Annotated in this window: 17 protein-coding genes; 3 read left to right on the plus strand and 14 right to left on the minus strand. The window is 55.1% G+C overall.

The window, feature by feature from the left end; all coding sequences use genetic code 11:
- Window positions 1–104: 104 nt before the first annotated feature.
- The 10 genes from FH603_RS16485 to FH603_RS16530 all read right to left on the minus strand — a co-directional run bounded on the left by FH603_RS16485 (window position 105) and on the right by FH603_RS16530 (window position 13,047).
- A complete protein-coding gene (locus FH603_RS16485; RefSeq protein WP_186738639.1) occupies window positions 105–1,415 on the minus strand; it encodes a DUF4270 family protein in 1,311 nt (436 codons plus the stop codon).
- A 16-nt stretch (window positions 1,416–1,431) separates the two neighbouring features.
- Window positions 1,432–1,794 carry a DUF4907 domain-containing protein gene (locus FH603_RS16490; protein WP_186738640.1) on the minus strand — a complete coding sequence of 121 codons (363 nt, stop codon included), beginning with the start codon at window positions 1,792–1,794 and terminating at the stop codon, window positions 1,432–1,434.
- Window positions 1,784–2,815 (minus strand): Kelch repeat-containing protein, encoded by a 1,032-nt coding sequence (locus FH603_RS16495; RefSeq protein ID WP_186738641.1) that lies wholly within the window; start codon window positions 2,813–2,815, stop codon window positions 1,784–1,786. The genes FH603_RS16490 and FH603_RS16495 overlap by 11 nt, the downstream gene beginning before the upstream one ends.
- A 399-nt stretch (window positions 2,816–3,214) precedes the next feature.
- Window positions 3,215–4,033 (minus strand): SDR family oxidoreductase, encoded by an 819-nt coding sequence (locus FH603_RS16500; protein ID WP_186738642.1) that lies wholly within the window; start codon window positions 4,031–4,033, stop codon window positions 3,215–3,217.
- Between the two features lie 102 nt (window positions 4,034–4,135).
- A complete protein-coding gene (locus FH603_RS16505; protein WP_186738643.1) occupies window positions 4,136–4,846 on the minus strand; it encodes a hypothetical protein in 711 nt (236 codons plus the stop codon).
- A 45-nt stretch (window positions 4,847–4,891) separates the two neighbouring features.
- Complete coding sequence (locus FH603_RS16510; RefSeq protein WP_186738644.1) at window positions 4,892–5,668, minus strand: DUF2490 domain-containing protein; 777 nt, start codon at window positions 5,666–5,668, stop codon at window positions 4,892–4,894.
- 108 nt (window positions 5,669–5,776) lie between these two features.
- Entirely contained in the window at window positions 5,777–7,903 is a 2,127-nt protein-coding gene (locus tag FH603_RS16515) for an outer membrane protein assembly factor BamB family protein (RefSeq protein WP_186738645.1), read from the minus strand.
- A 220-nt stretch (window positions 7,904–8,123) separates the two neighbouring features.
- Complete coding sequence (locus FH603_RS16520; RefSeq protein ID WP_186738646.1) at window positions 8,124–10,142, minus strand: M13 family metallopeptidase; 2,019 nt, start codon at window positions 10,140–10,142, stop codon at window positions 8,124–8,126.
- Between the two features lie 240 nt (window positions 10,143–10,382).
- Window positions 10,383–11,921 carry an RtcB family protein gene (locus FH603_RS16525; protein WP_186738647.1) on the minus strand — a complete coding sequence of 513 codons (1,539 nt, stop codon included), beginning with the start codon at window positions 11,919–11,921 and terminating at the stop codon, window positions 10,383–10,385.
- 19 nt (window positions 11,922–11,940) lie between these two features.
- Window positions 11,941–13,047, minus strand: a complete 1,107-nt coding sequence (locus FH603_RS16530) for a slipin family protein (protein ID WP_244968012.1) — start codon at window positions 13,045–13,047, stop codon at window positions 11,941–11,943.
- Window positions 13,048–13,273: 226 nt separating this feature from the next.
- On the opposite strand from FH603_RS16530, the gene FH603_RS16535 reads away from it, so the two are divergent.
- Together FH603_RS16535 and FH603_RS16540 are read left to right on the plus strand one after the other, a co-directional pair.
- The gene (locus FH603_RS16535; RefSeq protein WP_186738648.1) at window positions 13,274–13,657 is read left to right on the plus strand and encodes a hypothetical protein; all 384 of its coding nucleotides are present in this window, start codon (window positions 13,274–13,276) and stop codon (window positions 13,655–13,657) included.
- Between the two features lie 127 nt (window positions 13,658–13,784).
- Window positions 13,785–14,831 carry a helix-turn-helix transcriptional regulator gene (locus FH603_RS16540; RefSeq protein ID WP_186738649.1) on the plus strand — a complete coding sequence of 349 codons (1,047 nt, stop codon included), beginning with the start codon at window positions 13,785–13,787 and terminating at the stop codon, window positions 14,829–14,831.
- Between the two features lie 119 nt (window positions 14,832–14,950).
- Here FH603_RS16540 and FH603_RS16545 read toward each other — a convergent pair whose 3' ends face one another.
- Window positions 14,951–15,700: a TIGR04283 family arsenosugar biosynthesis glycosyltransferase gene (locus tag FH603_RS16545; protein ID WP_186738650.1), complete on the minus strand. Its 750-nt coding sequence runs from the start codon at window positions 15,698–15,700 to the stop codon at window positions 14,951–14,953.
- A 100-nt stretch (window positions 15,701–15,800) separates the two neighbouring features.
- Here FH603_RS16545 and FH603_RS16550 point away from each other — a divergent pair, with 100 nt between their 5' ends.
- The gene (locus tag FH603_RS16550; RefSeq protein WP_186738651.1) at window positions 15,801–17,366 is read left to right on the plus strand and encodes a hydroxymethylglutaryl-CoA reductase; all 1,566 of its coding nucleotides are present in this window, start codon (window positions 15,801–15,803) and stop codon (window positions 17,364–17,366) included.
- Between the two features lie 21 nt (window positions 17,367–17,387).
- Here the strand turns inward: FH603_RS16550 and FH603_RS16555 are convergent, their stop codons facing one another.
- The 3 genes from FH603_RS16555 to katG all read right to left on the minus strand — a co-directional run bounded on the left by FH603_RS16555 (window position 17,388) and on the right by katG (window position 22,153).
- Window positions 17,388–17,735, minus strand: coding sequence for a hypothetical protein (locus tag FH603_RS16555; RefSeq protein WP_186738652.1), 348 nt, complete (start codon window positions 17,733–17,735; stop codon window positions 17,388–17,390).
- 377 nt (window positions 17,736–18,112) lie between these two features.
- The gene (locus FH603_RS16560) at window positions 18,113–19,549 is read right to left on the minus strand and encodes a DEAD/DEAH box helicase (RefSeq protein ID WP_186738653.1); all 1,437 of its coding nucleotides are present in this window, start codon (window positions 19,547–19,549) and stop codon (window positions 18,113–18,115) included.
- A gap of 336 nt (window positions 19,550–19,885) precedes the next feature.
- Complete coding sequence (gene katG / locus FH603_RS16565) at window positions 19,886–22,153, minus strand: catalase/peroxidase HPI (protein ID WP_186738654.1); 2,268 nt, start codon at window positions 22,151–22,153, stop codon at window positions 19,886–19,888.
- Window positions 22,154–22,295 lie beyond the last annotated feature (142 nt).

Consider the following 22,295-nt stretch of genomic DNA (forward strand, 5'->3'; position numbering starts at 1 on the left):
GTTACCCCATTGGATGAGAGCAGGTGTGGCGGCTCATTCTGCTAGTCCTCTACACCGAAATGCGGACCGGAACATGGGTATGGCGGTGTGCCTGATCAACAGTCTCAGGTCCCTGAGGTCATGAACAGGCGCAACCGAATCCGGTCGGTAGTCCGTTGGCCGTTACCCAGCGTGATACGCCGGACCAGCGTTTGCAGGTCGGCCGATCCGGCTGGCACCGTTAGCAGGAGCGGACGGTTGGTTGTTTCATGGCGAATGATCTGGTTGACATACTGGGTCAGGTCGAAACTATAGGCATCGACCAATTCCAGCGCGGTAGGGTCGTAGGCATAGGAGGCCACAGCCGGGGTTTCGCCCGCCGATCCACCCGCCACGATCGAGAGGAGTTCGTTCTGGCTATTGGTTTGGTAAAGCGCCAACTGGGCAGGCGGGGGCATGTTGTCACGCAGATCGCGACGGATGGGTTCAACCACCAGCATAGCACTGTTCAGACCGGCAAACTGCTCGGGTTTGTCGAGGGTACCCAGATACGGAAACTCGATGCGGGTGCGCAGGGCCGCCCCCACGGCCACATAGGTGCTGGCATTGGTTTGCGTGCTGCTAACGATATCGGTCCGGTTTTGCAGCGCCTGTAGCGCGGAGCCACTTCGCTGATTGAGCAACTGGCTGAAGTGGGCGGCTGTAATGGGAAATTGCAGCGACGAAGCCGTACGGTTGATGTCTGTCGCGTGATAGTACAGCCGCAAGCCCGACACGGTGCCGGTGGTGAAGCCGACAAAGGAGTTGGCCGCCGACTGACCCGTGAAGGCGAAGCCCGGCCAGAACTCGCCAAAGGTGGTGGCATCGCGAATAGCTCCGCCGGTGAGTTTGTCGAAAAACGACTGGGCCAGCGCATCGGGTAGGCGAAGTCGCAGCTGCTGCGTGCCGCTGTTAGGACGGAGCAGAATCGTTTTCTGCAACAGGGGCGTTGCCGCGTACCCAACCGAACTGCTGTTATAGTAGACGCTGGATGCCAGCGGTTCCCGTAACGGATAAACCGCCAGGTCGAACGAGGTGGCCGTATCGCCGTAGGCAAACGCGTAGCCCAGTTCCAGCACCAGCGAATCCAGCCGAAGGCCCGTTGGCGTTGTCCCGGCCAGTTCACTGGCAACATAATCGACCGAGGTGAAACCACGCGCCAGCAGCCGGCCCGTCTGGGCATCGGTCCATTGCCCGACCAGGATATTTTCGTCGGACGAGGTAACGAACGTATCGGGCTCCAGCACGGTGGCGGTTTGGATCGTTACCGAATCGATCGGCTGAATTTGTAATTCGAAGGGGCTGATAACCGCCTGCCCCACGTCGAGGTCGCCGGATTGGCATGCCGCTAGTAAGGCACCGGACAGCAAGAGTCCGATACAGCTTAATTTATACATAAGTGGGCTGGTCGTTTTAAGGTGTTGCTACGCCTGCCTGGCGCAGTTCGTTGGACGAAAGGGTTGGTAGCTGCTGGCCCTGTTGTAATTTATGGACTACGAGTTCGCCCGCGCGTCGTGCCTGTTCGCGGGTGCTGAACCCCGCCGAACCGGGGCGTCCCGGCACGGTTGGCTGATCGATCAGGGCATTACCCCGTTGCATGATCAGGTAACCCCAACCGCCGGCGGTTGGGGTCACTCTCAGTTCGTAATGAGGTTGTCGGCTATACCGCTGGTAGACGGTCATTATTGCCAATCCGATCAACACCAGCAGTAACCACTGCCGGGTCGAGGGAGCCTGCCAGAAGCGGGCGTGGTTGACGGTGAGCTTAGTTGGCATCGGTGTCCTGCGCCGTGGCCGGATCAAATTCCCACAGGTCGTCGAACCGGCTGGTGCCGCTGCTGCCCGTGGTTATATACCCTTTGCCGTTGATAGAAAATCCAATCGCATACTGGCGGGCAACGCCCTCAAAAGCGCCCAGCGTGGCCCAGCTATCGTCGTCGGGGTTGTATTGCCAGACGGATGTACTGCCATCGCCAAGGGTCACATAACCCCGCGATCCAATGGCGAAACCAACGCCATAGCTTCGGGCTACGAGTTCCTCGCTCTCGAAATCACCTTTCTCAATCCACAGATCCTGCTCCGGATCATAGGCCCACCAGTCTTTCTCGGCCGACCCGTTATTATTCCCCGTACCCACATAGGCCAGGTTGTTAATGACGAAGCTCACGGCACCAATGCGTTTAGCTCCGCCATAACTCGCTTTTTTTGCCCAGGTGTCGGTGGCCGGGTCATAAGCCCAGAGATCTTTCAAATAGTTACCATCGAAACCTGTGCCGACATAGCCTGTATTGTTGAGCGCAAAGGCAACGGCGTTGCGCCGGGCTGTACCGCCGAAATCAGCAATCTGTTTCCAGGTGTTCGTTGCCTGATCGAATTCCCAGAAATCCCGGAGCCGGTCACTGTTGGTGTTCAGGCCGGTGCCCACATAACCCTTCGTGCCGATGGCGAACCCGACGGCCGCATTGCGGGCTGCCCCGGCAAAATCGGCGACCTGCGTCCAGGTGTTGCGCGCCGGATCGTACGCCCAGAAATCGACCAATCGGTCATTGTCGGCATTGGTGCCGGTTCCTATATACGCCATGTTACCGATTACAAAGCTGGCGGCTGCATTGCGCGCTACCCCTTCAAAGTCGGACCGTCGACGCCAGTCGCCCAGGGTGGATGCCGTATCTGAATCTGAGCAACTGACCAGCAGTGATGCCCAGACGAGACACAGGAGAATCAAAAGCTGATTGATACGTTTGCTGTTGAGCGATGTACCGGACGCGGTAAAGAAGCGGGAGGGATAAAAAACCATGATGTGAGGGAGCAAGTAATGGATTAATAAAAGAGGTAGTGAGCGAGCTTTCTGACAAACGGGCCATGGCGGGGTGACACAGGAAGTAGCGGATCAGGGCGAGGAATCCCCGGGTTTTCGATACTGGAAATATTCATGTTAGTATGTAGGAGTGGACGGTTATGTTGATCCGTCTATTGCTACGTACGATCACTGCCAGAGGAGTGTTGCAGCCGAAATTTGCATTTAACCTATTTTAACGTTGTGTGCCGATAACGGCGAACGATGTGCCGATAACGGTGCCTGGGCATCAAAAAGCCCGACAGCCCGAACAATTCCTGCCAGCAGGGTGATTGGTTCGGGCTGTCGGGCCTGATTGGTTTCTGGTTTTACAGGAGATAACCGGGAGCGGGAATAAGCCTACTGACCTAAGCCATATCCCTGGTTTATCATGGCAAAAAAGTCTTCGTTGCTCATCTCTTTCCACTGAGCGTACAGGTTTTGAGCATCTTCACCAGCAACATAACGAAGGCGGTCGCTGTCGTCGGTCGCGGCTTCGTAGATGACCCCGGCAATCTGTTCGCCCGTGGAATAGTTGCCGCCCCGTTTACTAAAGGCAGCGAATACCTGTTGAATAGATTCGTCGTAAACACTGGCTCCTTCCATCGTCTGCTTCAGGGAGCGGGTAGCGAAGTCGGTCGCGACGCCACCGGGGGCCACAATTTTCACCCGGATATTGAAGGGACGTAACTCATAATTCAGGGATTCCGATAAGCCATCGACCCCAAACTTAGTTGCGTGGTAAATGGAGTTGAACGGTAATCCCACCAGGCCACCGATGGAGGTAATGTTAATAATGGTGCCGCCACCGGCCTGTCGGAAATGGGGCGTCAGCGCTTTGATGGTCCGCATCGTTCCAAATACGTTCGTCTGGAACTGATCCATTATTTTTTCTTCCGAGACCGTTTCCATGGGACCAAACAAGCCATATCCGGCATTATTCACCAGTACGTCGATACGTGGCCAGTCCTGCAATGCCTGCTCAACGGCCTGCGCGACGCTGTCCGGTTGGGTTACGTCCAGGGTGTACAGCTTAATGGCCGGGTACTGAGTCAGTTCCGTTTCTTTTTCGGGATGCCGCATGGTGGCAGCTACGTTCCAGCCCCGCTGCGCAAACAGGATGGCGGCTGCTTTGCCAATGCCCGACGATGCGCCGGTAATGAAAATGACCTTACTCATGCTCGTGTTAGTTAGTCGTTAGCCCCTGTCAAACAGCTTGTTGGGGGTTTCTGTTTTTGGTCTGCGTGGCGTCGGGTTCGAGAGATCTGCAACACCCTGTGGTTAGTTTTTACGTTTCAACTTGTGGGGCCGGGGCGGGCGAACCGGCGAAATATGATCTCCTTTCGCTGCGAAACGCCACACGTCTGTCAGTAATGCCGGGTATATGGTTAGGCCAACGCTATAGTAAGTCCCGTTGAAATTCTGGTTGATGTCGGTCTGGAAAACAGAATATCGGTAGCCGATCTGTCCGCTGAAACCAATCCAGCGAGTGGCTTTCCACTGCGCGTAAGCGCCCACCTGAAGCGGCACGAAAAAGTCCCTGCGGGTACGGTCCACCTGAACATCCTGCCGCAGATCGCGGGGAACGGCGTAGGCCACGCCACCCCCCAACTCGACCGGTATGCTAACCATCCAGCGCTTGTTATTGGTCATATTCCACCAGTATTGTACGCTCGTGAACCATAAGTCGGTGCGGGTATAATAGGCGAGATTGATGCGCCGGGCTGCGTCGCGTCGCCAGTTGATAAGGCGCAGGTAGGTGGCGTAGTTGAGCCAGTAATAGCCGAGGGTAAGCTGATGCCGCTTGGCCCCGAATTCAATACCGGCGTTTACGCCCCACACATTGACGCGCTGCCGGTCCAGGAACGAATTTCGAAAGTCAAGGTTAAACGTTGGCCGTATTCGGTTCGCCCGTCGGCCTGAGTCCGACGGGGTCAAGGAGTCGGGAGGGAAGAGAAGGTTGACAACAATGAGGATTACAGACAGACTCATACGGCGAGATAACCGCTAATTGGCTTGTGGGGTTTACGAGAGGATTTACTTCCGGCTGAAATCGAGATCATAATTAACATTGAGCCGCACCCCGGTATCTATATCGAAAATAGGTTTGTTGGAAACGGGTTCCGATTCGGCGTGTTGTACAATTCGGCTGAAGTAATTCAGTTCCAGTTTGAACTTGTCGGTAACCTGATAGCCCAGACCGCCTGAAAGGCGATTCTGGTTAAATACGTTAGCGCCCACATTTCGGCCGAAGCTGATAAACAGTTCATCGAAGGCGTTGAGGTAAAACTCGCCGTCGTCGATGGTAGGCCCGCTGAGCGGGTAGGTAGCCGACAGCTGATACCGGACCCGGTGCTGGTATTCCCAATCGGCTATCCGGCGTGGATTGTCCTCGGACGGCTGACTAAGCCAGCGTTGTTCCAGCCGTATTCGATGATTCAGCTCCAGCCGCCCGAATTTATCGCTAACCTGAATATCTTCATAGATCCGGTGTTCGGGCGTGGGAACGCCGGCATCGGCCGAGGGGTAGTTGCCGTACGGATAGGTTGTAAACAGGGTATATCCCCCCGATGCCTGTACCCGGTCGGTTAGTTTATACACCAGCCCCAGCCGCGCCAGCGACTGTTGCCAGGTGCGGATAAAATCGATGCGACGCCACTGGTATTCGGTGTGAAGTTGCCAGCGGCCAGCCAGTTTGTGATCGCCGTTGTAGGTGTACCAACCTACGTTATTTCGTTCGATAATCCGGTTTTGCTGGCTGAACGCGCTGAAGGCCAGCAAACACAGGACCGTCAGTAACGCAATTTTCTTCATTGATAAAGCTGTGAATTCCTGAATCCTGCACCCGCAACATCCGTAGTGAACTAACTGGTTCGCGGGGGCAAGGTTCAGTATCTGGCCGGGATCGACCCGGCTCAGGCACTAGGGCAGGGCAAACGCCACATACTGATTTCCCTTTTTAGTCCCCAGTTTCACCCCTCCGCAGGCGATGACGACATACTGCTTGCCGCCAACCTGATACGTAGCCGGTGTGGCGAAACCAGCGGCCGGGAGCGTTGTCTCCCAGAGTAGTTTGCCCGTCTTTTTGTCGAACGCCCGAAACTTTTCGTCTTTGGTCGCTGCAATGAACAGCAGGCCGCTGGCCGTTACAACGGGGCCACCATAGTTTTCGGTGCCGGTATGTCGGATGCCTTTGGCCGCCATCTCGGGGTCTTCGCCCAGGGGAATTTTCCACAGGTACTCGCCGGTGTTGAGGTCGATGGCATTGAGCGTGCCCCAGGGGGGAGCCACGGCCGATAACCCTTTGCTGTCCTGGAATTTATTGTAACCCGTCACTTTGTAGGGCAAATAGGGCTCTTTTGTTTTTGACGGGTAGGGCGAACTGCTGGCCACTTCCTGTTTCTCATCATTGAATAAAAAGGCAATCAGGGCCTGTTTTTGCTCGGCCGAAAGGGCCGTAAAGCCGGGCATCATCCCCTTGCCATTGCTGATAATCTGCGACACATACGGCCGGTCGCGTCGCTGGCTGATATTGGCCAGGGATGGGTACCCGCTGCGGGCGTTGCCCTTGCGCTCAGGACCGTGGCAGCTGATGCAGTTCTGGGTGTAAAGACGCTGGCCGGGGCTCAGATGGGCCAGTTCGTCATCCTTTGGTGCGTCGACCATGGTGAAGATCCAGGGAATGTCGTTGGCGTTGACATACAGGATTCCATCGGGGTCGGCTGCGGCCCCGCCCCATTCGCCCCCGCCGTCGCAGCCGGGGAACAGCAGGGACCCCCGTTTGCTGATGGGCTCATAAAAGCGCTTTCCGATCTTCCGGAACGTTGCCAGCAGCGAATCACGGTCGGTAGAGTAGGGGTTGATGTCGGCCTCGGTCATGGCCTGCCGGGCAAAAGCCGCCGGCTTCTGCGGCACGGGCTGGGTAGGCCAGGATGATTCGCCGGGGATGTCGGATTTGGGTACCGGCACTTCGCGGATCGGGAACAGGGGCTTGCCCGTAACCCGGTCGAAGGTGTAGACGTGACCCGACTTCGTGATCTGGGCTACGGCATCGATTTTTTTGCCGTTATGCGTAACGGTGATCAGGTTGGGCGGAGCCGGAAAGTCGCGGTCCCAGATGTCGTGGTGAACGGCCTGGAAGTGCCAGAGTCGTTTGCCGGTGCGGGCGTCGAGCGCCAGCAGGCAGTTGGCAAAGAGGTTCTGGCCTTTGCGGTTGCCGCCGTAGAAGTCATACGCGGCTGAGCCGGTGGGTACGTAGATGATGCCGCGGGGCCGGTCGACAGCCATACCCGCCCAGTTGTTGGCCGCGCCTACGTCGGTGTTTTTGTGAGCCTCCTTAGGCCAGGTTTCGTAGCCCAGTTCGCCGGGATTGGGGATGGTGCGAAACGTCCAGACGAGTTTCCCGGTCCTGACGTTGAAGGCACGGATATAGCCGGGGGCTGCGTCGGGGCCTTCAGATACCCGCACGGGCATTACGATCAGATCCTCGAAGAGCGTGCCGGGCGTGTTGGAGATGATGAACTTGTCTTTGGCCTGCCCGCCCAGTCCGTCGTGCAGATCGGCGGTGCCGTTGGTGCCGAAGTCGGGAATGGGTTTGCCCGTAGTAGCGTCCAGCGCATAGAGTTTCGGACCAACGGTGTACAGAATCCGTTTGTCCGAACCCGACGCCCAGTAGGTGACGCCCCGGCTGGTACTGTGCCACACCTTGAGGGGGTCGCCAAATTTCCATATTTCCTTGCCCGTTGCCGCATCGAGCGCAAACGCCTGTACAGTTGGCGTTACGCCATAGAGAACGCCATCGACCACAATGGGATTTGTCTGAATCTGGCCGCTGTCGGGCGAGGTATAGGTCCAGGCTACTTTGAGCTGGGCTACGTTAGCGGGAGCAATCTGAGTCAGGGCCGAGTAGTGGCTACGGTCGGGACCGCCGAGGTATTCACCCCAGTTTGTGTTGTCGTTGGGTTTGTCGTCGGTAGCGTTCTGGTGAAACTGGGACCAGCCAAGAGCCAGGGCGGCCAGTGTGCCAATGGGTAAAAGGAGTCGCTTCATGGTCGGTAAGGCAGGAGCACGGCGTTCAGTATAGGTGCGTGACCCTCAACGATACAAAGCCGCTAACGACAAAAGTATACCGTTACGCAACCAGCATCAGACGTTCTGACAGGGCTTTCATCAACCAACACCTGGCCCGACTCCGCAGCATGAACCTGACTCCATACCGAAGCTCAACCATCCAGCTTTCAGGATACGTCCTGGATGGTTGAGCTTCGCCTTACCAAACCGTTATCCTTGCCTGTTCGGGTTTATACATCTTGTCGCCCGGCTGCACGTTGAAGGCCTTGTAAAAAGGCGTGAAGTTCATGAGCGGCCCGTTCACCCGCCACTTGGCCGGCGAGTGCGGGTTGGTGTTTACATACATCCGCAAAAACTCATCCCTTGTTTTTACCCGCCATATCCGGGCTATCGAAATGAAGAAGCGCTGATCGGGGGTAAAGCCATCGAGTTTCGTGGTGGCCTTGCCCTGCTCGGTCAGTTTGAAGGCATCATAGGCAATGGCAACGCCTGCAATGTCGGCGGTGTTCTCCCCCACCGTCAAGGCTCCTTTTACATGCACCGAGTCGAGTACGGTAAACTGATTGTATTGATCGATCACCTGCTGCGTTCTCGCTTTGAATTTGTCGTAGTCCCCTTTTGTCCACCAGTTGGTCACGTTGCCGACTTTATCAAACTGGGCACCCTGGTCGTCGAAGGAGTGCGTTATTTCGTGGCCGATCACCATGCCGACACCGCCGTAGTTGAGCGCATCGTCGGCGTATAAATCGAAGTAAGGGGATTGTAAGATGCCCGCCGGGAACACAATTTCGTTGAGCGGGGGGTTGTTATAGGCCGTTACCGTTGGCGGGGTCGTATGCCATTCCGTCCGGTCGACGGGCTGTCCGACTTTAGCCAGACGGAAGCTGTATTCATTTTTAATGGCCGACAACCGGTTTTCAAAATAAGCATTTCGTTTTACGGTCACATCCGAGTAGTCTCTCCATTTGTCCGGGTAGCCAATTTTCTGATTGAACGCGTATAGTTTTTCTTTCGCCTTTGTTTTGGTAGAATCGCTCATCCAGTCCAGCTTGTTGATGCGGGCTTCAAACGCTTTTTTGAGGTTATCTACCAGGTCGGTTATCCGTTTCTTTGATTCTGCCGTGAAATATTTCTTTACGTACAACTGGGCCAGTGCGTCGCCCAGCGAACCATCGATCACCTGCGTCATTTCTTCGGCCCGCGTTTTCTTAACGGCCTGCCCCGTCAAAATCTTTGCATACGCAAAAGACGCATCGGCAAACGGCTGGCTTAAGTAAGTCGAATAGTTGGTCAGCGCATGGGCTTTCAAATACGCTTTCCAGTCGTCGACCGAAACGGATGTCAGCATCGAGTTCAGCCTGTCGTAATAAGCCGGTTGCCCTACGTTGATGGAGTCGACTTTTACACCCAGGTTGGCCAACAATGTAGGCCAGTTCAGGGTAGGCTGTTTGTTTGACAGATCAGCGACGGCCAGCTTATTGTAGTTCGCCTTCACATCCCGGCGTTCGATATTGGTTCTATGGGCGGTGGCGAACTGTTTTTCAATTTCGTAGGTAACGGCTGCGTTTTTCTCGGCTGCCGTGGTCTCCGTACCGGTCAGTTCAAACAGGCGGGTGAGGTAATTTTTATATGCTTTTTGAATAGCGAGGGTTGACGAATCGGTTTTGATATAATAATCTCTCTCCGGCAAGCCAATGCCGGTTTGATAGAACTGCGCAATATTGACCGTACTCTTTTTATTATCGGGCCCTATGTTAAAGCTGATGATGGACCCATTGCCTGCCTTTTGTTCTTCAGCGACCAGCGTCAGCAGCGAAGCCACATCGGTTACGGCCTGGATACGGGTGAGCAGGGGCTTGATGGGTTCGTAACCGCGTTTGTTGATCGCCAGGGTGTCCATGCCTGACGCGTAGAAATCGCCCACTTTTTGTTCAATGCTCCCTGCCGGGTTGTTGCTTGCCGAAACGCTGTCTAAAATTCCCTGGAGCCGGATTCGCTGCGGATAGTTCATAAACGAGTAAGCACCCACACCCGTTTGACTGGCCGCTATCCGGGCGGTATCATACCAAATGCCGTTGGCATACGTGAAAAAGTCATCCCCTGGTTTTTTGGAAGGATCTATCCCCGTTAGAACAACGCGCTTACTACTGGTCAGTGAAACTTGCTTACAGGCACCTGTCAGTAACAGGGCTAAAGAGAAGTATATGAGTCTTTTCATGAATAAAAAAAGGATTTTACGCCGGTAACGAAGGGTTCCAGCGTCAGGACCAAAGCTAGTCAATAAGCGCGCATGGTTGCTAACAAAAGCTAGTTGTAAAGACAGGCTCCAGCGTTAATTCCATGGTTGAAACTTACCTAAGTAGTCACGCAGAATTTGAGCGACTTATTTTTGGTGAGCAGTTTGTCATGGCTCCAGCAATCCGACCGCTTTGTGAGCACGGCACGGCTAGCGTGTCCCTTAATCCTCCCGCCCTTCCTTCCGGTTGGCGTCGGCCATTCGAACGATTTTAGGGGTGAACTTCGCCAGTACGTCCACCAGATCAAGCTGGACACCAATAACGGTGTCGATGTCTTTATAAACCATCGGGGCCTCATCCAGGTCGCCACCCACGAGTAGAACACCGGCTTCTTCAAGGGCTTTGGTCCACTGCGAACGGGTGATGGTGTTGAACGCCTTCGTACGGGACATGAGCCGTCCGGCCCCGTGTGAAGCCGAATTCAGCGATTCAATGTTGCCACGACCCCGAACCACAAAGCCCGGCTGCGTCATCGACCCCGGAATAATGCCCAGCACGCCCGGCCCGGCGGGGGTTGCGCCCTTCCGGTGGACAAGTACGTCCCGACCATCGGCCAATTGCTCTTTCCAGGCAAAATTGTGGTGGTTTTCGACCATCACCAGGGGTTTCTCGCGTAACGCTTTAGCCAGCTTATGGTGAATCTCGTGGTGATTGGCCGAGGCATACGCACCCGCCAGATTCATCCCGATCCAGTACTCCTGTCCTTCCTGGGTGTTCAGGTCAAGCCAGGCCAGATGAGCGGCTTCCCCGGGCAGTTTGGTTTTCTGCATCGCCAGTTTTGAATACGTGTTGGCAATGTTTGCCCCAAATCCACGGGAGCCGGAATGCGACAATAGCGCTAAGTAGTCGCCCGGCGGCAGATTCAGGCCGGATCCGTTCGGTTGGCTGTCCTCATGTACCTCAACAATACCCCACTCCACAAAGTGATTACCTGTACCCGAGCTTCCCAACTGACGATAGGCTTTATCTTTCAGGTCGCGAATCACTTTGGTCGCCTGCCATTCGGGTAAGTCCATTACGCTCTCGTCGAATTTATCGCGGGTTTCGCCCCCCATCCCGAATTTGGTCAGTTCCACCAGCGATTTTTTCAGCAGGTGTGGTTCGCGCGTCAGGAAGGCCGGGGGCAGATCGAACACCGACAGGCACATCCGGCAGGCAATATCAACGCCCACCGCAAAGGGAATTACCCGATCGGCTTCCGTAGCCAGCACCCCGCCGATGGGAAGTCCATACCCCTGATGCGCGTCGGGCATGAGCGCCCCCGCCACCGAGATCGGTAGACTGGCGGCTGTTTCCATTTGCTTCAGCGCCCCTTCTTCAATGAACTCCCGACCGAAAACAGCATACGGTAATGGGCCTTCACGCAGACCAATGGTTTGTACTGCCTGCTTCTCCATACTTCCTGCCACATCAGGAACTGGTTCGGCGGGCAAATAAGCGGCACCCGCTTCACTGAGCGGAACGGCAATGCCCTGTTTGTTCAGGTCATAAATCGCCTTCGCCAGATTCGTGACTTTGTTCTTCGAGAACGCATACTTTTTCGGGTTCTGGAGCAGCTGCGCCAGCAAACCCATTACTTTTCCTTTAGGCTGCTTACCCCGCTGCACCAGCCCATTCGCAACCCGCAAGAAAGCAGCCTGTAGCGGCTCCGGAATGGGTGCCAAGGCTAAAATGTCGTCTATAGAGATGAGTGTGTCCATTTGTTTGGTTTTTCTTTTGTCAATTTCCCCGCCCAAGAATCTGCTTTAACTGATCGACCATCGAGCCACTGTTGGAGACGGAGATCGAACTAATTTTATCCGCGATCTTCTCAACGTACTCCATCTCTTTCAACTTCCAGAGCATATCATTATCTTCCATCAGCTTGGCAGTGTTCAGCAAGCTCCGGGTCGACGCGGTCTCTTCCCGACGCATGATGACGTTGGCCTGCGCTTTCTTTTCGGCCATCAACACCTGGTTCATGATGTCGCGCATGTCGCCGGGCAGGATGATGTCACGGATACCACCGGTTCGAAGTTCGACTCCAAGCTGGGCCGCTTTATCCGATGTAGCTGTAACTACAAACGGGGCTATTTGTCCCTTTTTATCAAGTAGCTCATCCAGCGTAAATCCGCCAACGTACTCACGCAGCGCGAGTTGCACCAAAATGTACAGCTGTCTATCGAAGTCCTTATTCTCAACTAATGCCTTAATGACGTTCTGGACCTGGTATTGAACGTAAACGCTCAGCCGCAGTGAAGCTTTGTCTTTGGTCAGGATTTCCTGACCGGAAACTTCCAGTTGCTGCTGGCGCATATCGGCCTTCAGGACATGAACGGGCATCGTATTTTTCCACCAGTAATACGTTCCGGCGGTAAGCACCCGGTCGAATTTCCGGTCGATAAACAGAACACCCTGCTCGTGGGCCTCTACGGTAAAGGTTCGCACATAGGCCGATAAAGGCTGGGGCATCAGTGCTACCAGGTCGATGCTGGCGGGTATTTCCAGCTGACTCATATCCGCTTTTATGTACTGATAGTGCCTGACTCCGGTCCAGAAAGCCCAGCGCCCTTTCCGCAATACCGTCTGGAAAAGTCCATGCTCATATTGCAGCGCAATCTCATTGTCGCCAACCTCAACGACGTCGAGCGCAGCGGCAATTTCCGGGTACTGAAGCAAAACGACCAGATGGCAGGGGGGATTCTGCAACAGCTCACCCTGGTTATACAGATGGACCGTCTCGTCAGACCAAAGCCAGTAACGGCCCGGCGAAAGCAGTTGCTTAAAACCACCATACTTGAACACTAACCCGATTTGGAGGGCCTGAATGCGTATAAATTTCATCATCGATACCTGTTTGCGATTGTCAGCCTACGAGTTTGGGTCTAAGCGCGCGCTACTTATTGCCCAGTCTGCCTACTGCTGAAAATCTGATTAACAATAAAAAACCAGTAAGAAGCCTCCCGTTCAGGCAAGGCGGAAACCCATCGGCGGTTGTTCTGTTGCGAGGGTTCAGAGAAGGGGTTGGTTCCGTTTCGCAGCCACCCGAAGGCCGCCAGCGATAACAGATCCAATGTCTTTCTCCGTCACAACGCACACCCAACTACGGCGAAACGGGCCTGCTGGCGTTGACTTATCCGGTCGCCGAAGCAACTGCTGCGTAGCCGTGACGGCCACACAACCGGATAACTCCTTACTGATTTTCACTTATGGTGGCCTTTTTAGAAGTGGCCTTCTTCCCAACCAACGGATCAACTTTATGCAAGTTGATAGCAGGAGTCGAACCTGCGTTTTTCTGCTGCTCTACCCACTGAGCTACCCTACCGAAGCAGGAGAAGGAATCGAACCTCCGACCGACAGACTGGAGACAGAACCATCCAGAACCAACAGCATAGCGTACACCAGCGGTGACGATACTACGGGGCTATCCGGAAACCCGCGTCAGGGTTGGCAATAGACGTTCCTATCGCAACAAAGGTTAGGCGTCACTACGCAGTGTTTTTGCGCAGATCAAAAAATTTTCTCATTTTTCAAAAAAAAGCAATTCCACTTCCCCTATAATTCATCACTCATCATTCAATTCCGTGCCTGCCAACCGAAACGCCCTTGTCCGATACAAAACGCTGGATGCCTGCCTGCGCAACCGGCAACGCAACTGGACGCTCGACGACCTGATCGGGAAAGTGTCGGAAGCCCTGTATGAGTACGAAGGGCTGGACAAAGGCATCAGCCGTCGCACTGTTCAGGCCGACCTCCAGATGATGCGCAGCGATAAACTGGGGTATTTTGCGCCCATTGTCGTCATCGCCAAAAAATACTATACGTACGAAGACCCCGCCTATAGCATCACTAACATCCCGCTGTCGGATGGCAATCTGTCGCGGATGAACGAAGCGGTCGAAGTACTTAAGCAGTTCAAGGGATTCTCGCACTTTACGGCTCTGAACGAAGTGGTTCAGAAGCTTGAAGACCACGTGTATTCGACCGCCCGGAAGTCGGCTCCAGTCATCGACTTCGAGAAGAACGAGAGCCTGAAGGGACTTCACTACCTGGAAGAACTGTACCAGGCGGTGGTTCAGCAACGGGTGCTTTTAATTGATTACCAGTCGTTTTCGGCCCGGCTACCGCAAACGTATACCTTTCATGTGTGGTGGCTGAAAGAATTCAAGAACCGCTGGTTCGCCGTGGGGGTATGCACAGGTAAACGCTATACCATGAACCTGGCCCTCGACCGTATGCTGAGCATTACGGCAGCACCCGACCTTGACTATATTGCCAACGACAACCTGGACCCTGATGTGTATTACCGCGATGTGATTGGGGTGTCGGTCAGCGAAGGGATGCGCCCCGTAAAAGTCAGGCTGTTTGTCAGTCAGTTGCATGCACCCTATGTCGAAACCAAACCCCTGCACCACTCGCAGCAGGTAGTTGAGCGAACGCCCGAGGGCATCTTTATTCAGCTTACGGTTCAGCACAATTTCGAGTTGGAGAAAGAAATTCTGGGATTTGGTGAGGGGGTGCAGGTCCTTGAACCGGAGCGACTGCGCCGGGTTATTGTCAACCGATTGAAAGCGGGTATGGATGCCTATCTGGCAGCGGAAGCGGCCCCATCGGTTCCTGATCAATCATAAAGTCTACCAACTCCTAACCTTCACTTAACGAGTTTTGCGGCTGTGTATGAACCAGGCTATAATGAATCACCAAAAAAGAATTGGTACGATCGACCGGGCGTCCGGTCATGCAAAGGCGTTTATCGGATATCTTCGAACCAGCGCTTGAGTTTTTCGGGTGGATAGCCTACACCCCATAAAAGCCCAATAGCCAGATAAATGGTGTTGGCTTTCCAGAAGCCCCAGGCCGCCACCCGTCGATCCGATGATTCCACCGTTCGGTTTACCTGCCGTATGCGCCCGAACTGCACCAGTCTAAGCAGTAGATCCGCTTCTTCCATAATGGGCATCGTGCCGTCATACCCCCCAACGGCTTCGAACTGGCTGCGTCGGCAGAAGATCACCTGATCGCCAAAAAGCAGCCGCGCCCCCCGAAAAAATAACCGGGGCCGGAAGAGGAGCGGGGCGTAGTAGGTCTTGATGTAATTATGAAAGGAGGTAACCCAGCGCGTTGTCGATGGGCCGCGCATGATCGATATGAATCCGCCCGCCACGGTTTTCGGCTCGGCGAGGGTATGCTGCATCACACGCAGGGCGTCATCGGGCAACGCTGTGTCGGCATGCAGAAAGCAGAGGATGTCGCCCGTGGCGCTGGCCGCTCCGGCATTCATCTGACTGGCGCGGCCCGGATGTGCGCAACGAATGATCCGAAGTGACCGAAAGCACGGTCTTATGGCGTCGGCCAACTGAAGCGTCCGGTCGGTGCTGCCTCCGTCGGCAATGATGATTTCGAGGGGCTGCGGACACAGGCACTGGAGCAGTCGCAGCGTGCGGGGCAGGTCGCGTTCTTCATTGAGGGTGGGAATGATAATAGAAATGCTGCTGGTCATACGGGGGTAAACTAATCATTATAGCGATGAGTTATGAGCAACCAGGGAGTAAAGCTTTTGATGCTCATCCTTAGTCGCTCATAACTCATCGCTCAATTTCGTGTTCCGATTTCTTCCCAACGTGCTTCTCAAGCAGCTTTACACCCGTAATAGCCTGCGCAATACCCCCGACGGTTTTCTGTTTTCGCTGAAAAATCGCCTGTCCGACGCCCGATTTACGGGGCTGGAGCGCGCCCGTATCGATGGGCAGGACTACCCGGTCAGTGCCTTCACGCTCGAACCAGACGGGGGCGAAGCCGTTGCGCTTGGTGCTGTATCCGAGCAGAACCCGCTGCCATTTCCCCTGCGCCGTTCCGTTCGGGTTCGCGTGAACGCATCCCGGCTCAAACCGGGTCGGCATACGCTGGAGATAACGCTTTATACCCAGCCGTTCGGCACCATTACACTGACGGTTACCGATGAGCTACAGCCGGATGAGCCGGCCGATGAAACACGGCTGCAACCCGCTATTCCCCGCGACCCTGTCGATGACTATGCGCCTGAGGCCGTAGCTAAACGGTGCCAGTTTTTAACTGATTTTACGGGAACGAAGCCGCAGCACCTGACGCAACACTCATTCGATCCGGCTGTGATACAGGGGAAATGCGAAAATTTTGTGGGTGTAGCACAGGTGCCCATCGGGCTGGCCGGGCCGTTACGCGTAAACGGGGAGCATGCCCAGGGCGATTTTCTGATTCCAATGGCTACTACGGAGGGAACACTCGTCGCCAGTTACAACCGGGGTATCAAGCTTATCAACCTGAGCGGGGGCGTTCTGTGTACGGTGCAGGACGACGCCATGCAGCGCGCGCCGGTGTTCCAGTTTGGCGATGCCCGGCAGGCCCGTACGTTCGTGCGGTGGATTGGAACCCAGCAGCGTGAGCTGGCTGCCGAAACCGAAACTACTTCACGCTACGCCAAACTTCGCTACGTCGACACCTATCTCAACGGGCGGCTGGCCTTTCTGCGCTTCGGCTTCACAACGGGCGATGCCGCCGGACAGAACATGGTCAGTAAAGCCACGCTGGCTGCCTGCACCTATATTTTGCAGACCTACCCCGATGCTGCCCGGATCGACCATTTTTTCCTGGAATCGAACATGGCAACCGATAAGAAACCGTCGCAGCTTAACATTCTCCGAACCCGGGGAAAACGGGTCACAGCCGAAGTCCGCATTCCCCGCGACCTCCTTATCCGGGAGTTACAGGTGGAACCGGAGCAACTGGCGCACCATGCCCGTCTTGGCGATGTTGGGGCGCGGCTGGCAGGAACAAACAACAACGGGTTGCACTCCGTAAATGGATTGGCCGCGCTTTTCATCGCCACCGGGCAGGACGTGGCTTGTCTGGCCGAATCGTCGGCGGCCATTACTTATTCCGAGATCACGCCCGAAGGTGATCTGTACGGCTCTGTGACGTTGCCATCGCTGATTGTGGGTACAATAGGGGGCGGTACGGGCCTGCCTACCCAGTGCGAATGCCTGGAATTGATGGGATGCTATGGGGAAGGTCAGGTGAATAAACTGGCCGAGATTATGACTGGTGTAGTAGCCGCCGGGGAGTTGTCGCTGGCAGCCGCCATTTCATCACTCGACTGGGTGTCGAGCCACGATGCTACCCGGCCCTGAAAATTGTCTGACTTTGGGATCTTACCCCACAGTCAATTGGCCGCCAGCAGGTGCGGAGATGGGTCTGGATGGGAGGGGGGCTTTGCCGGTTTTGCCGGGAGCCACTGCCGGGTTTTGTCCAGATAAGGACACATCATGCTGCTTCGGAAAAGCCTGGTGTAACTCTTCTTCGGCGAACCGGTAGGCATAAACGGATTTGTCATGCTCATCGCGGATGAGGTCCATATCATCGCGCTGAACGACATTGTTCCAGATGCGTTGCAGGCGTCCATAAAATTCATCTTCCGAGGCCGACAATAACAAGCCCAGGGGCTGATGGCCGGCCACGGCTGGCTGAATGGAGTTTGGCGTAGTGGTGGTAGGTATCATGATGCGTCTTGTTCAGTAGGGCCGCTGTTTCCCGGTTTACGTAGGTAACGTACAAATGATGCATCGAATACGGGTTAGGGGCGGGAGAAGGCGGGTTTTAAGGACTTTTAAGAAACGCGGTCAGCCTGTGCTGCTCTACTGATCTATACGCTGACCGACCGCATTCGTTGCACGAAGAAACGTTTGTGTAGCGCAACGGGGGATTGAGCCGACGAAGCTTGCCCGGACGATTTTCAGTTGTTGAGCACTCCTTATTGAACGGGAAGCACCGTACCAATTGACAAAAGAAAAGCCCCGAATAGGCTTCGGGGCTCGTTCTTCTCAAGAAATCAATGGCAGTTGACCCCTGTCTAAACAGGACTCAGCCGGTAAGGATCTTAATAATTGTTGTTGTCGGAGCCGGTGTTGGTGAACCGGCTGTTACCCGTACCCCGGCTGGGCCGTGCTCCGTTGCTGCGGTTATCAGGACGAGCCGATCCGTTACCGGCGGGACGACTCGATGCGCTGCTACTCTCGCGACGGACACTGCTCTGGCCCGACGGGCGACTGTCGCTGCGTTGTTGACCGCCGTTACCCGACGAACCGCTTATCTGCCGACCACTGCTGTTCCGGTTGCCGTTGCTACGGCCCTGGCGCGCGGTGGGCGTCGATTTCGAGATGGTCGATGCCGAAATGTTCAGCACGAACGGATGGTCGGTAATGACCGGTACGCGCTTGCCAATCAGCTTGTGAATGTCGCGCAGGTATTCGGTTTCCTCCTCATCGCAGAACGACAGGGCAATACCATCGTGACCCGCCCGGCCTGTCCGGCCAATGCGGTGAACGTAGGTTTCGGGGATGTTGGGCAGTTCGTAATTAATTACGTGCGACAGTTCGTCGACGTCGATACCACGAGCCGCAATATCGGTTGCTACGAGAATTCGGGTTTCGCCACTTTTGAAGTTGGAGAGTGCCCGCTGGCGCGCATTCTGCGATTTGTTGCCGTGGATGGCTTCCGCTTTGAAACCGGTCCGGAGCAGGTCTTTCACCACTTTGTCGGCACCGTGTTTGGTGCGGGCAAAAACCAGCGCCGATTTCACGCTCTTGTCGTCCAGGATATGGGCCAGCAGTTTGCGCTTGTCATCTTTCCCCACAAAATACAGAGCCTGCTCAATCGTATCGGCCGTTGACGAGACGGGTGTCACTTCAACTTTAGCGGGATTGCTCAGGATAGTATCAGCCAGTTTCGCCACGTCGGGCGGCATCGTTGCCGAGAAAAACAGCGTCTGACGGCGGGTTGGTAGTTTGGCGATAACCTTTTTTACGTCGTGGATAAAGCCCATGTCGAGCATCCGGTCGGCTTCGTCAAGAACGAAGAACTGAACGTCGCGCAGTGCTATAAATCCCTGGTTCATCAGGTCGAGCAAACGGCCTGGGGTGGCAATCAGTACATCGACACCCGCTTTGAGCGTGTTAACCTGGGCATGTTGCGAAACACCGCCGAAGATAACCGTACTGCGGAGGTTGAGGTGACGGCCGTAGGCTTTAAAGCTTTCGTCGATCTGGATGGCCAGTTCGCGGGTTGGTGTCAGAATCAGCGTTTTAATGCGCCGGGGACCACCGGCGCTTTTGCTGCGTTCTTCGCTTAGCAGTTGCAGGATTGGAATAGCAAAGGCGGCTGTTTTGCCGGTGCCGGTCTGGGCGCAACCCAGCAAGTCCTGGCGACTCAGCAGAATCGGTATGGCTTGTTCCTGAATAGGTGTTGGGGTGGTGTATCCTTCTTCGGCGAGGGCCTTCAGGATGGGGTCAATCAGTGATAAATCGGAAAATTGCATGTATTGGGTAGACGCTGGAAACTGGATAGCAAATGCTCGAAAGGGTAAGGATGAACAGCGCGGGTCCGGAGTCTAACGTCCGACGTCTTAATGGAAATGATAGTTAATCAGGGGTATAACCGCTACAGCGCAAATAAAGTGCCATTTATGGGCGCAGTTGCCACCGGGTACTTTATTTTTTACTAAGTCAGCTACCAATCTGTTCATCTATCCGGTCGCAATACTGGTAAACATAAAGGGTACCCGACGACGCCGAATACCCTTTATGTTTACCAGTAATCGGGCTGCCATTTTCCGGTAAGACCAGGTGTGCGGTCAATACCAGACAGTCAGCCATCAGGCCAGGTCGAAGCGGCCAAGGTTCATCACTTTGGTCCATACGGCGACGAAGTCCCGCACAAATTTCTCCTGCGAATCACCACAACCATAGACTTCCGCAACAGCGCGCAGTTCCGAGTTCGAGCCGAAGATCAAATCGACGCGGGTACCGGTCCACTTGGGTTCGCCCGTCGTGCGGTCGCTACCCACAAAGATGGTCTGCGCATCGGAGGTCGCTCTCCAAGTAGTGCCCATATCGAGCAGGTTCACGAAATAGTCATTCGTTAGTGCTTCCGGGCGCTTCGTAAAGACACCGTGTTTGGAGTGGTCGAAGTTCGTGTTCAGCACACGCATACCGCCCACCAGCACCGTCAACTGAGGAATGGTCAGCGTCAACAACTGCGCTTTGTCGATCAGTATTTCTTCAGCCGCCGACTTATGTTTAGCGTCTACATAGTTGCGGAATCCATCGGCAGTTGGTTCCAGGGCATCAAATGACCTGATATCCGTTTGGGCCTGCGACGAATCGGCACGGCCCGGTGTGAAGGGTACCGTTACCTCATGACCGGCATTCCTGGCCGCCTGCTCAACACCGGCGCAACCGCCCAGCACGATCAGATCGGCAAGTGAAATCAGCTTACCGCCCGCCTGTGCTCCGTTGAACGCCTGCTGGATACCCTCGTAGGTTTTCAATACAGTGGCCAGCTCGGCCGGGTTGTTTACTGTCCAATCCTTTTGCGGTGCCAGCCGAAGCCGACCACCGTTGGCACCACCCCGTTTGTCGGAATTGCGGTAGGTAGAGGCCGACGCCCAGGCAGTCGATACCAGTTGCGATACCGATAGGCCCGATGCCAGAATCGTAGCTTTTAGCGAAGCGATGTTCTGATCGTTGACCAGCTCGTGGGTAACGGCCGGGATCGGATCTTGCCAGAGTAATTCTTCGGTTGGCACTTCCGGGCCGAGGTAGCGCTCGACTGGACCCATATCGCGGTGGGTAAGCTTGTACCACGCCCGGGCAAAGGCATCGGCAAACTCATCCGGATTCTCGTGGAAGCGTCTCGAAATTTTTTCGTAGGCAGGGTCGGCCCGCAACGCCAGATCGGTCGTCAGCATCGTTGGGGCATGACGCTTCAGTGGGTCATGTGCATCGGGTACAGTACCCGCACCCGCTCCATCTTTCGGCTGCCACTGATGCGCGCCACCGGGGCTTTTCGTCAACTCCCATTCGTAACCGAACAGGTGCTCGAAATAATCGTTACTCCACTGTGTCGGGGTTGTGGTCCAGGTTACCTCAATGCCACTGGTGATGGTGTCTACGCCATGACCGGTACCAAATGAGTTTTTCCAGCCCAGGCTCTGCTCCTCGATGGCCGAACCCGCGGGTTCAGTACCAACGTACTTGCTTGGATCGGCCGCACCGTGAGTTTTTCCGAAGGTGTGCCCGCCCGCAATGAGCGCAACGGTTTCTTCGTCGTTCATGGCCATCCGACCAAAAGTTTCCCGGATGTCATACGCTGCACCAAGCGGATCAGGCTGTCCGCCGGGTCCTTCCGGGTTTACGTAGATAAGCCCCAGGTGCGATGCGCCAAGGGGTTGCTCCAGTTTACGCTCCGTTGGGTTGGCGTACCGAATTTCGTCGCCTAGCCAGATGGTTTCAGAACCCCAATAAACATCTTCCTCTGGCTCCCAGCGATCTTCACGTCCGCCACCAAAGCCGAATGTCTTTAACCCCATCGACTCAAGGGCACAGTTGCCGGTGAGCACCATCAGGTCGGCCCACGAAATTTTGCGGCCATATTTCTGTTTGATCGGCCAAAGCAACAGACGCGCTTTGTCGAGGTTGGCATTGTCGGGCCAGCTATTCAGTGGCGCAAAGCGAAGCATGCCTGCTCCGGCACCACCCCGGCCATCGCCGATGCGGTAGGTACCCGCGCTATGCCACGCCATCCGAATGAAGAAAGGACCGTAGTGGCCGTAGTCGGCTGGCCACCATTCCTGCGATGTGGTCATCAGATCGACAATATCCTGCTTCACCGCAGCCAGATCAAGCGAGTTAAACTCCTCGGCGTAGTTGAAACTCTCGCCCATTGGATCGGACAGCGATGAATGTTGACGGAGGATGTTCAACTTCAACTGATTTGGCCACCAGTCGCGGTTTCTCGTGCCACCACCAGCACTTTTATTCAGTTCTCCATTCAGGAACGGGCACTTGCCCACGGTATTGACATGGCTGTCATCATTAACGTCCCAAACTGTAGTTGTTTCTGGACCTGCGTTATTTTCCATTGTCGGTGGAGTTTAAATGGTTACGGTTCAAATTTAAGTGAATCGGGGCAATAGATTTTATTAATAAATTTTATGAGCGTATAGATTTTGTCTATAACAGCCTGTAAACACGCTTTACTTTACCCTATAAACAGGAGTTATT

It is taken from the genome of Spirosoma utsteinense (assembly GCF_014282275.1).
GTDB lineage: Bacteria > Bacteroidota > Bacteroidia > Cytophagales > Spirosomataceae > Spirosoma > Spirosoma utsteinense.

Excerpts from the sequence above, each read along its gene's own strand:
- FH603_RS16485 (WP_186738639.1), bottom strand. The coding sequence starts at position 1,415 with ATGTATAAATTAAGCTGTATCGGACTCTTGCTGTCCGGTGCCTTACTA.
- FH603_RS16490 (WP_186738640.1), bottom strand. The coding sequence starts at position 1,794 with ATGCCAACTAAGCTCACCGTCAACCACGCCCGCTTCTGGCAGGCTCCC.
- FH603_RS16495 (WP_186738641.1), bottom strand. The coding sequence starts at position 2,815 with ATGGTTTTTTATCCCTCCCGCTTCTTTACCGCGTCCGGTACATCGCTC.
- FH603_RS16500 (WP_186738642.1), bottom strand. The coding sequence starts at position 4,033 with ATGAGTAAGGTCATTTTCATTACCGGCGCATCGTCGGGCATTGGCAAA.
- FH603_RS16505 (WP_186738643.1), bottom strand. The coding sequence starts at position 4,846 with ATGAGTCTGTCTGTAATCCTCATTGTTGTCAACCTTCTCTTCCCTCCC.
- FH603_RS16510 (WP_186738644.1), bottom strand. The coding sequence starts at position 5,668 with ATGAAGAAAATTGCGTTACTGACGGTCCTGTGTTTGCTGGCCTTCAGC.
- FH603_RS16515 (WP_186738645.1), bottom strand. The coding sequence starts at position 7,903 with ATGAAGCGACTCCTTTTACCCATTGGCACACTGGCCGCCCTGGCTCTT.
- FH603_RS16520 (WP_186738646.1), bottom strand. The coding sequence starts at position 10,142 with ATGAAAAGACTCATATACTTCTCTTTAGCCCTGTTACTGACAGGTGCC.
- FH603_RS16525 (WP_186738647.1), bottom strand. The coding sequence starts at position 11,921 with ATGGACACACTCATCTCTATAGACGACATTTTAGCCTTGGCACCCATT.
- FH603_RS16530 (WP_244968012.1), bottom strand. The coding sequence starts at position 13,047 with ATGATGAAATTTATACGCATTCAGGCCCTCCAAATCGGGTTAGTGTTC.
- FH603_RS16535 (WP_186738648.1), top strand. The coding sequence starts at position 13,274 with ATGTCTTTCTCCGTCACAACGCACACCCAACTACGGCGAAACGGGCCT.
- FH603_RS16545 (WP_186738650.1), bottom strand. The coding sequence starts at position 15,700 with ATGACCAGCAGCATTTCTATTATCATTCCCACCCTCAATGAAGAACGC.
- FH603_RS16555 (WP_186738652.1), bottom strand. The coding sequence starts at position 17,735 with ATGATACCTACCACCACTACGCCAAACTCCATTCAGCCAGCCGTGGCC.
- FH603_RS16560 (WP_186738653.1), bottom strand. The coding sequence starts at position 19,549 with ATGCAATTTTCCGATTTATCACTGATTGACCCCATCCTGAAGGCCCTC.
- katG (WP_186738654.1), bottom strand. The coding sequence starts at position 22,153 with ATGGAAAATAACGCAGGTCCAGAAACAACTACAGTTTGGGACGTTAAT.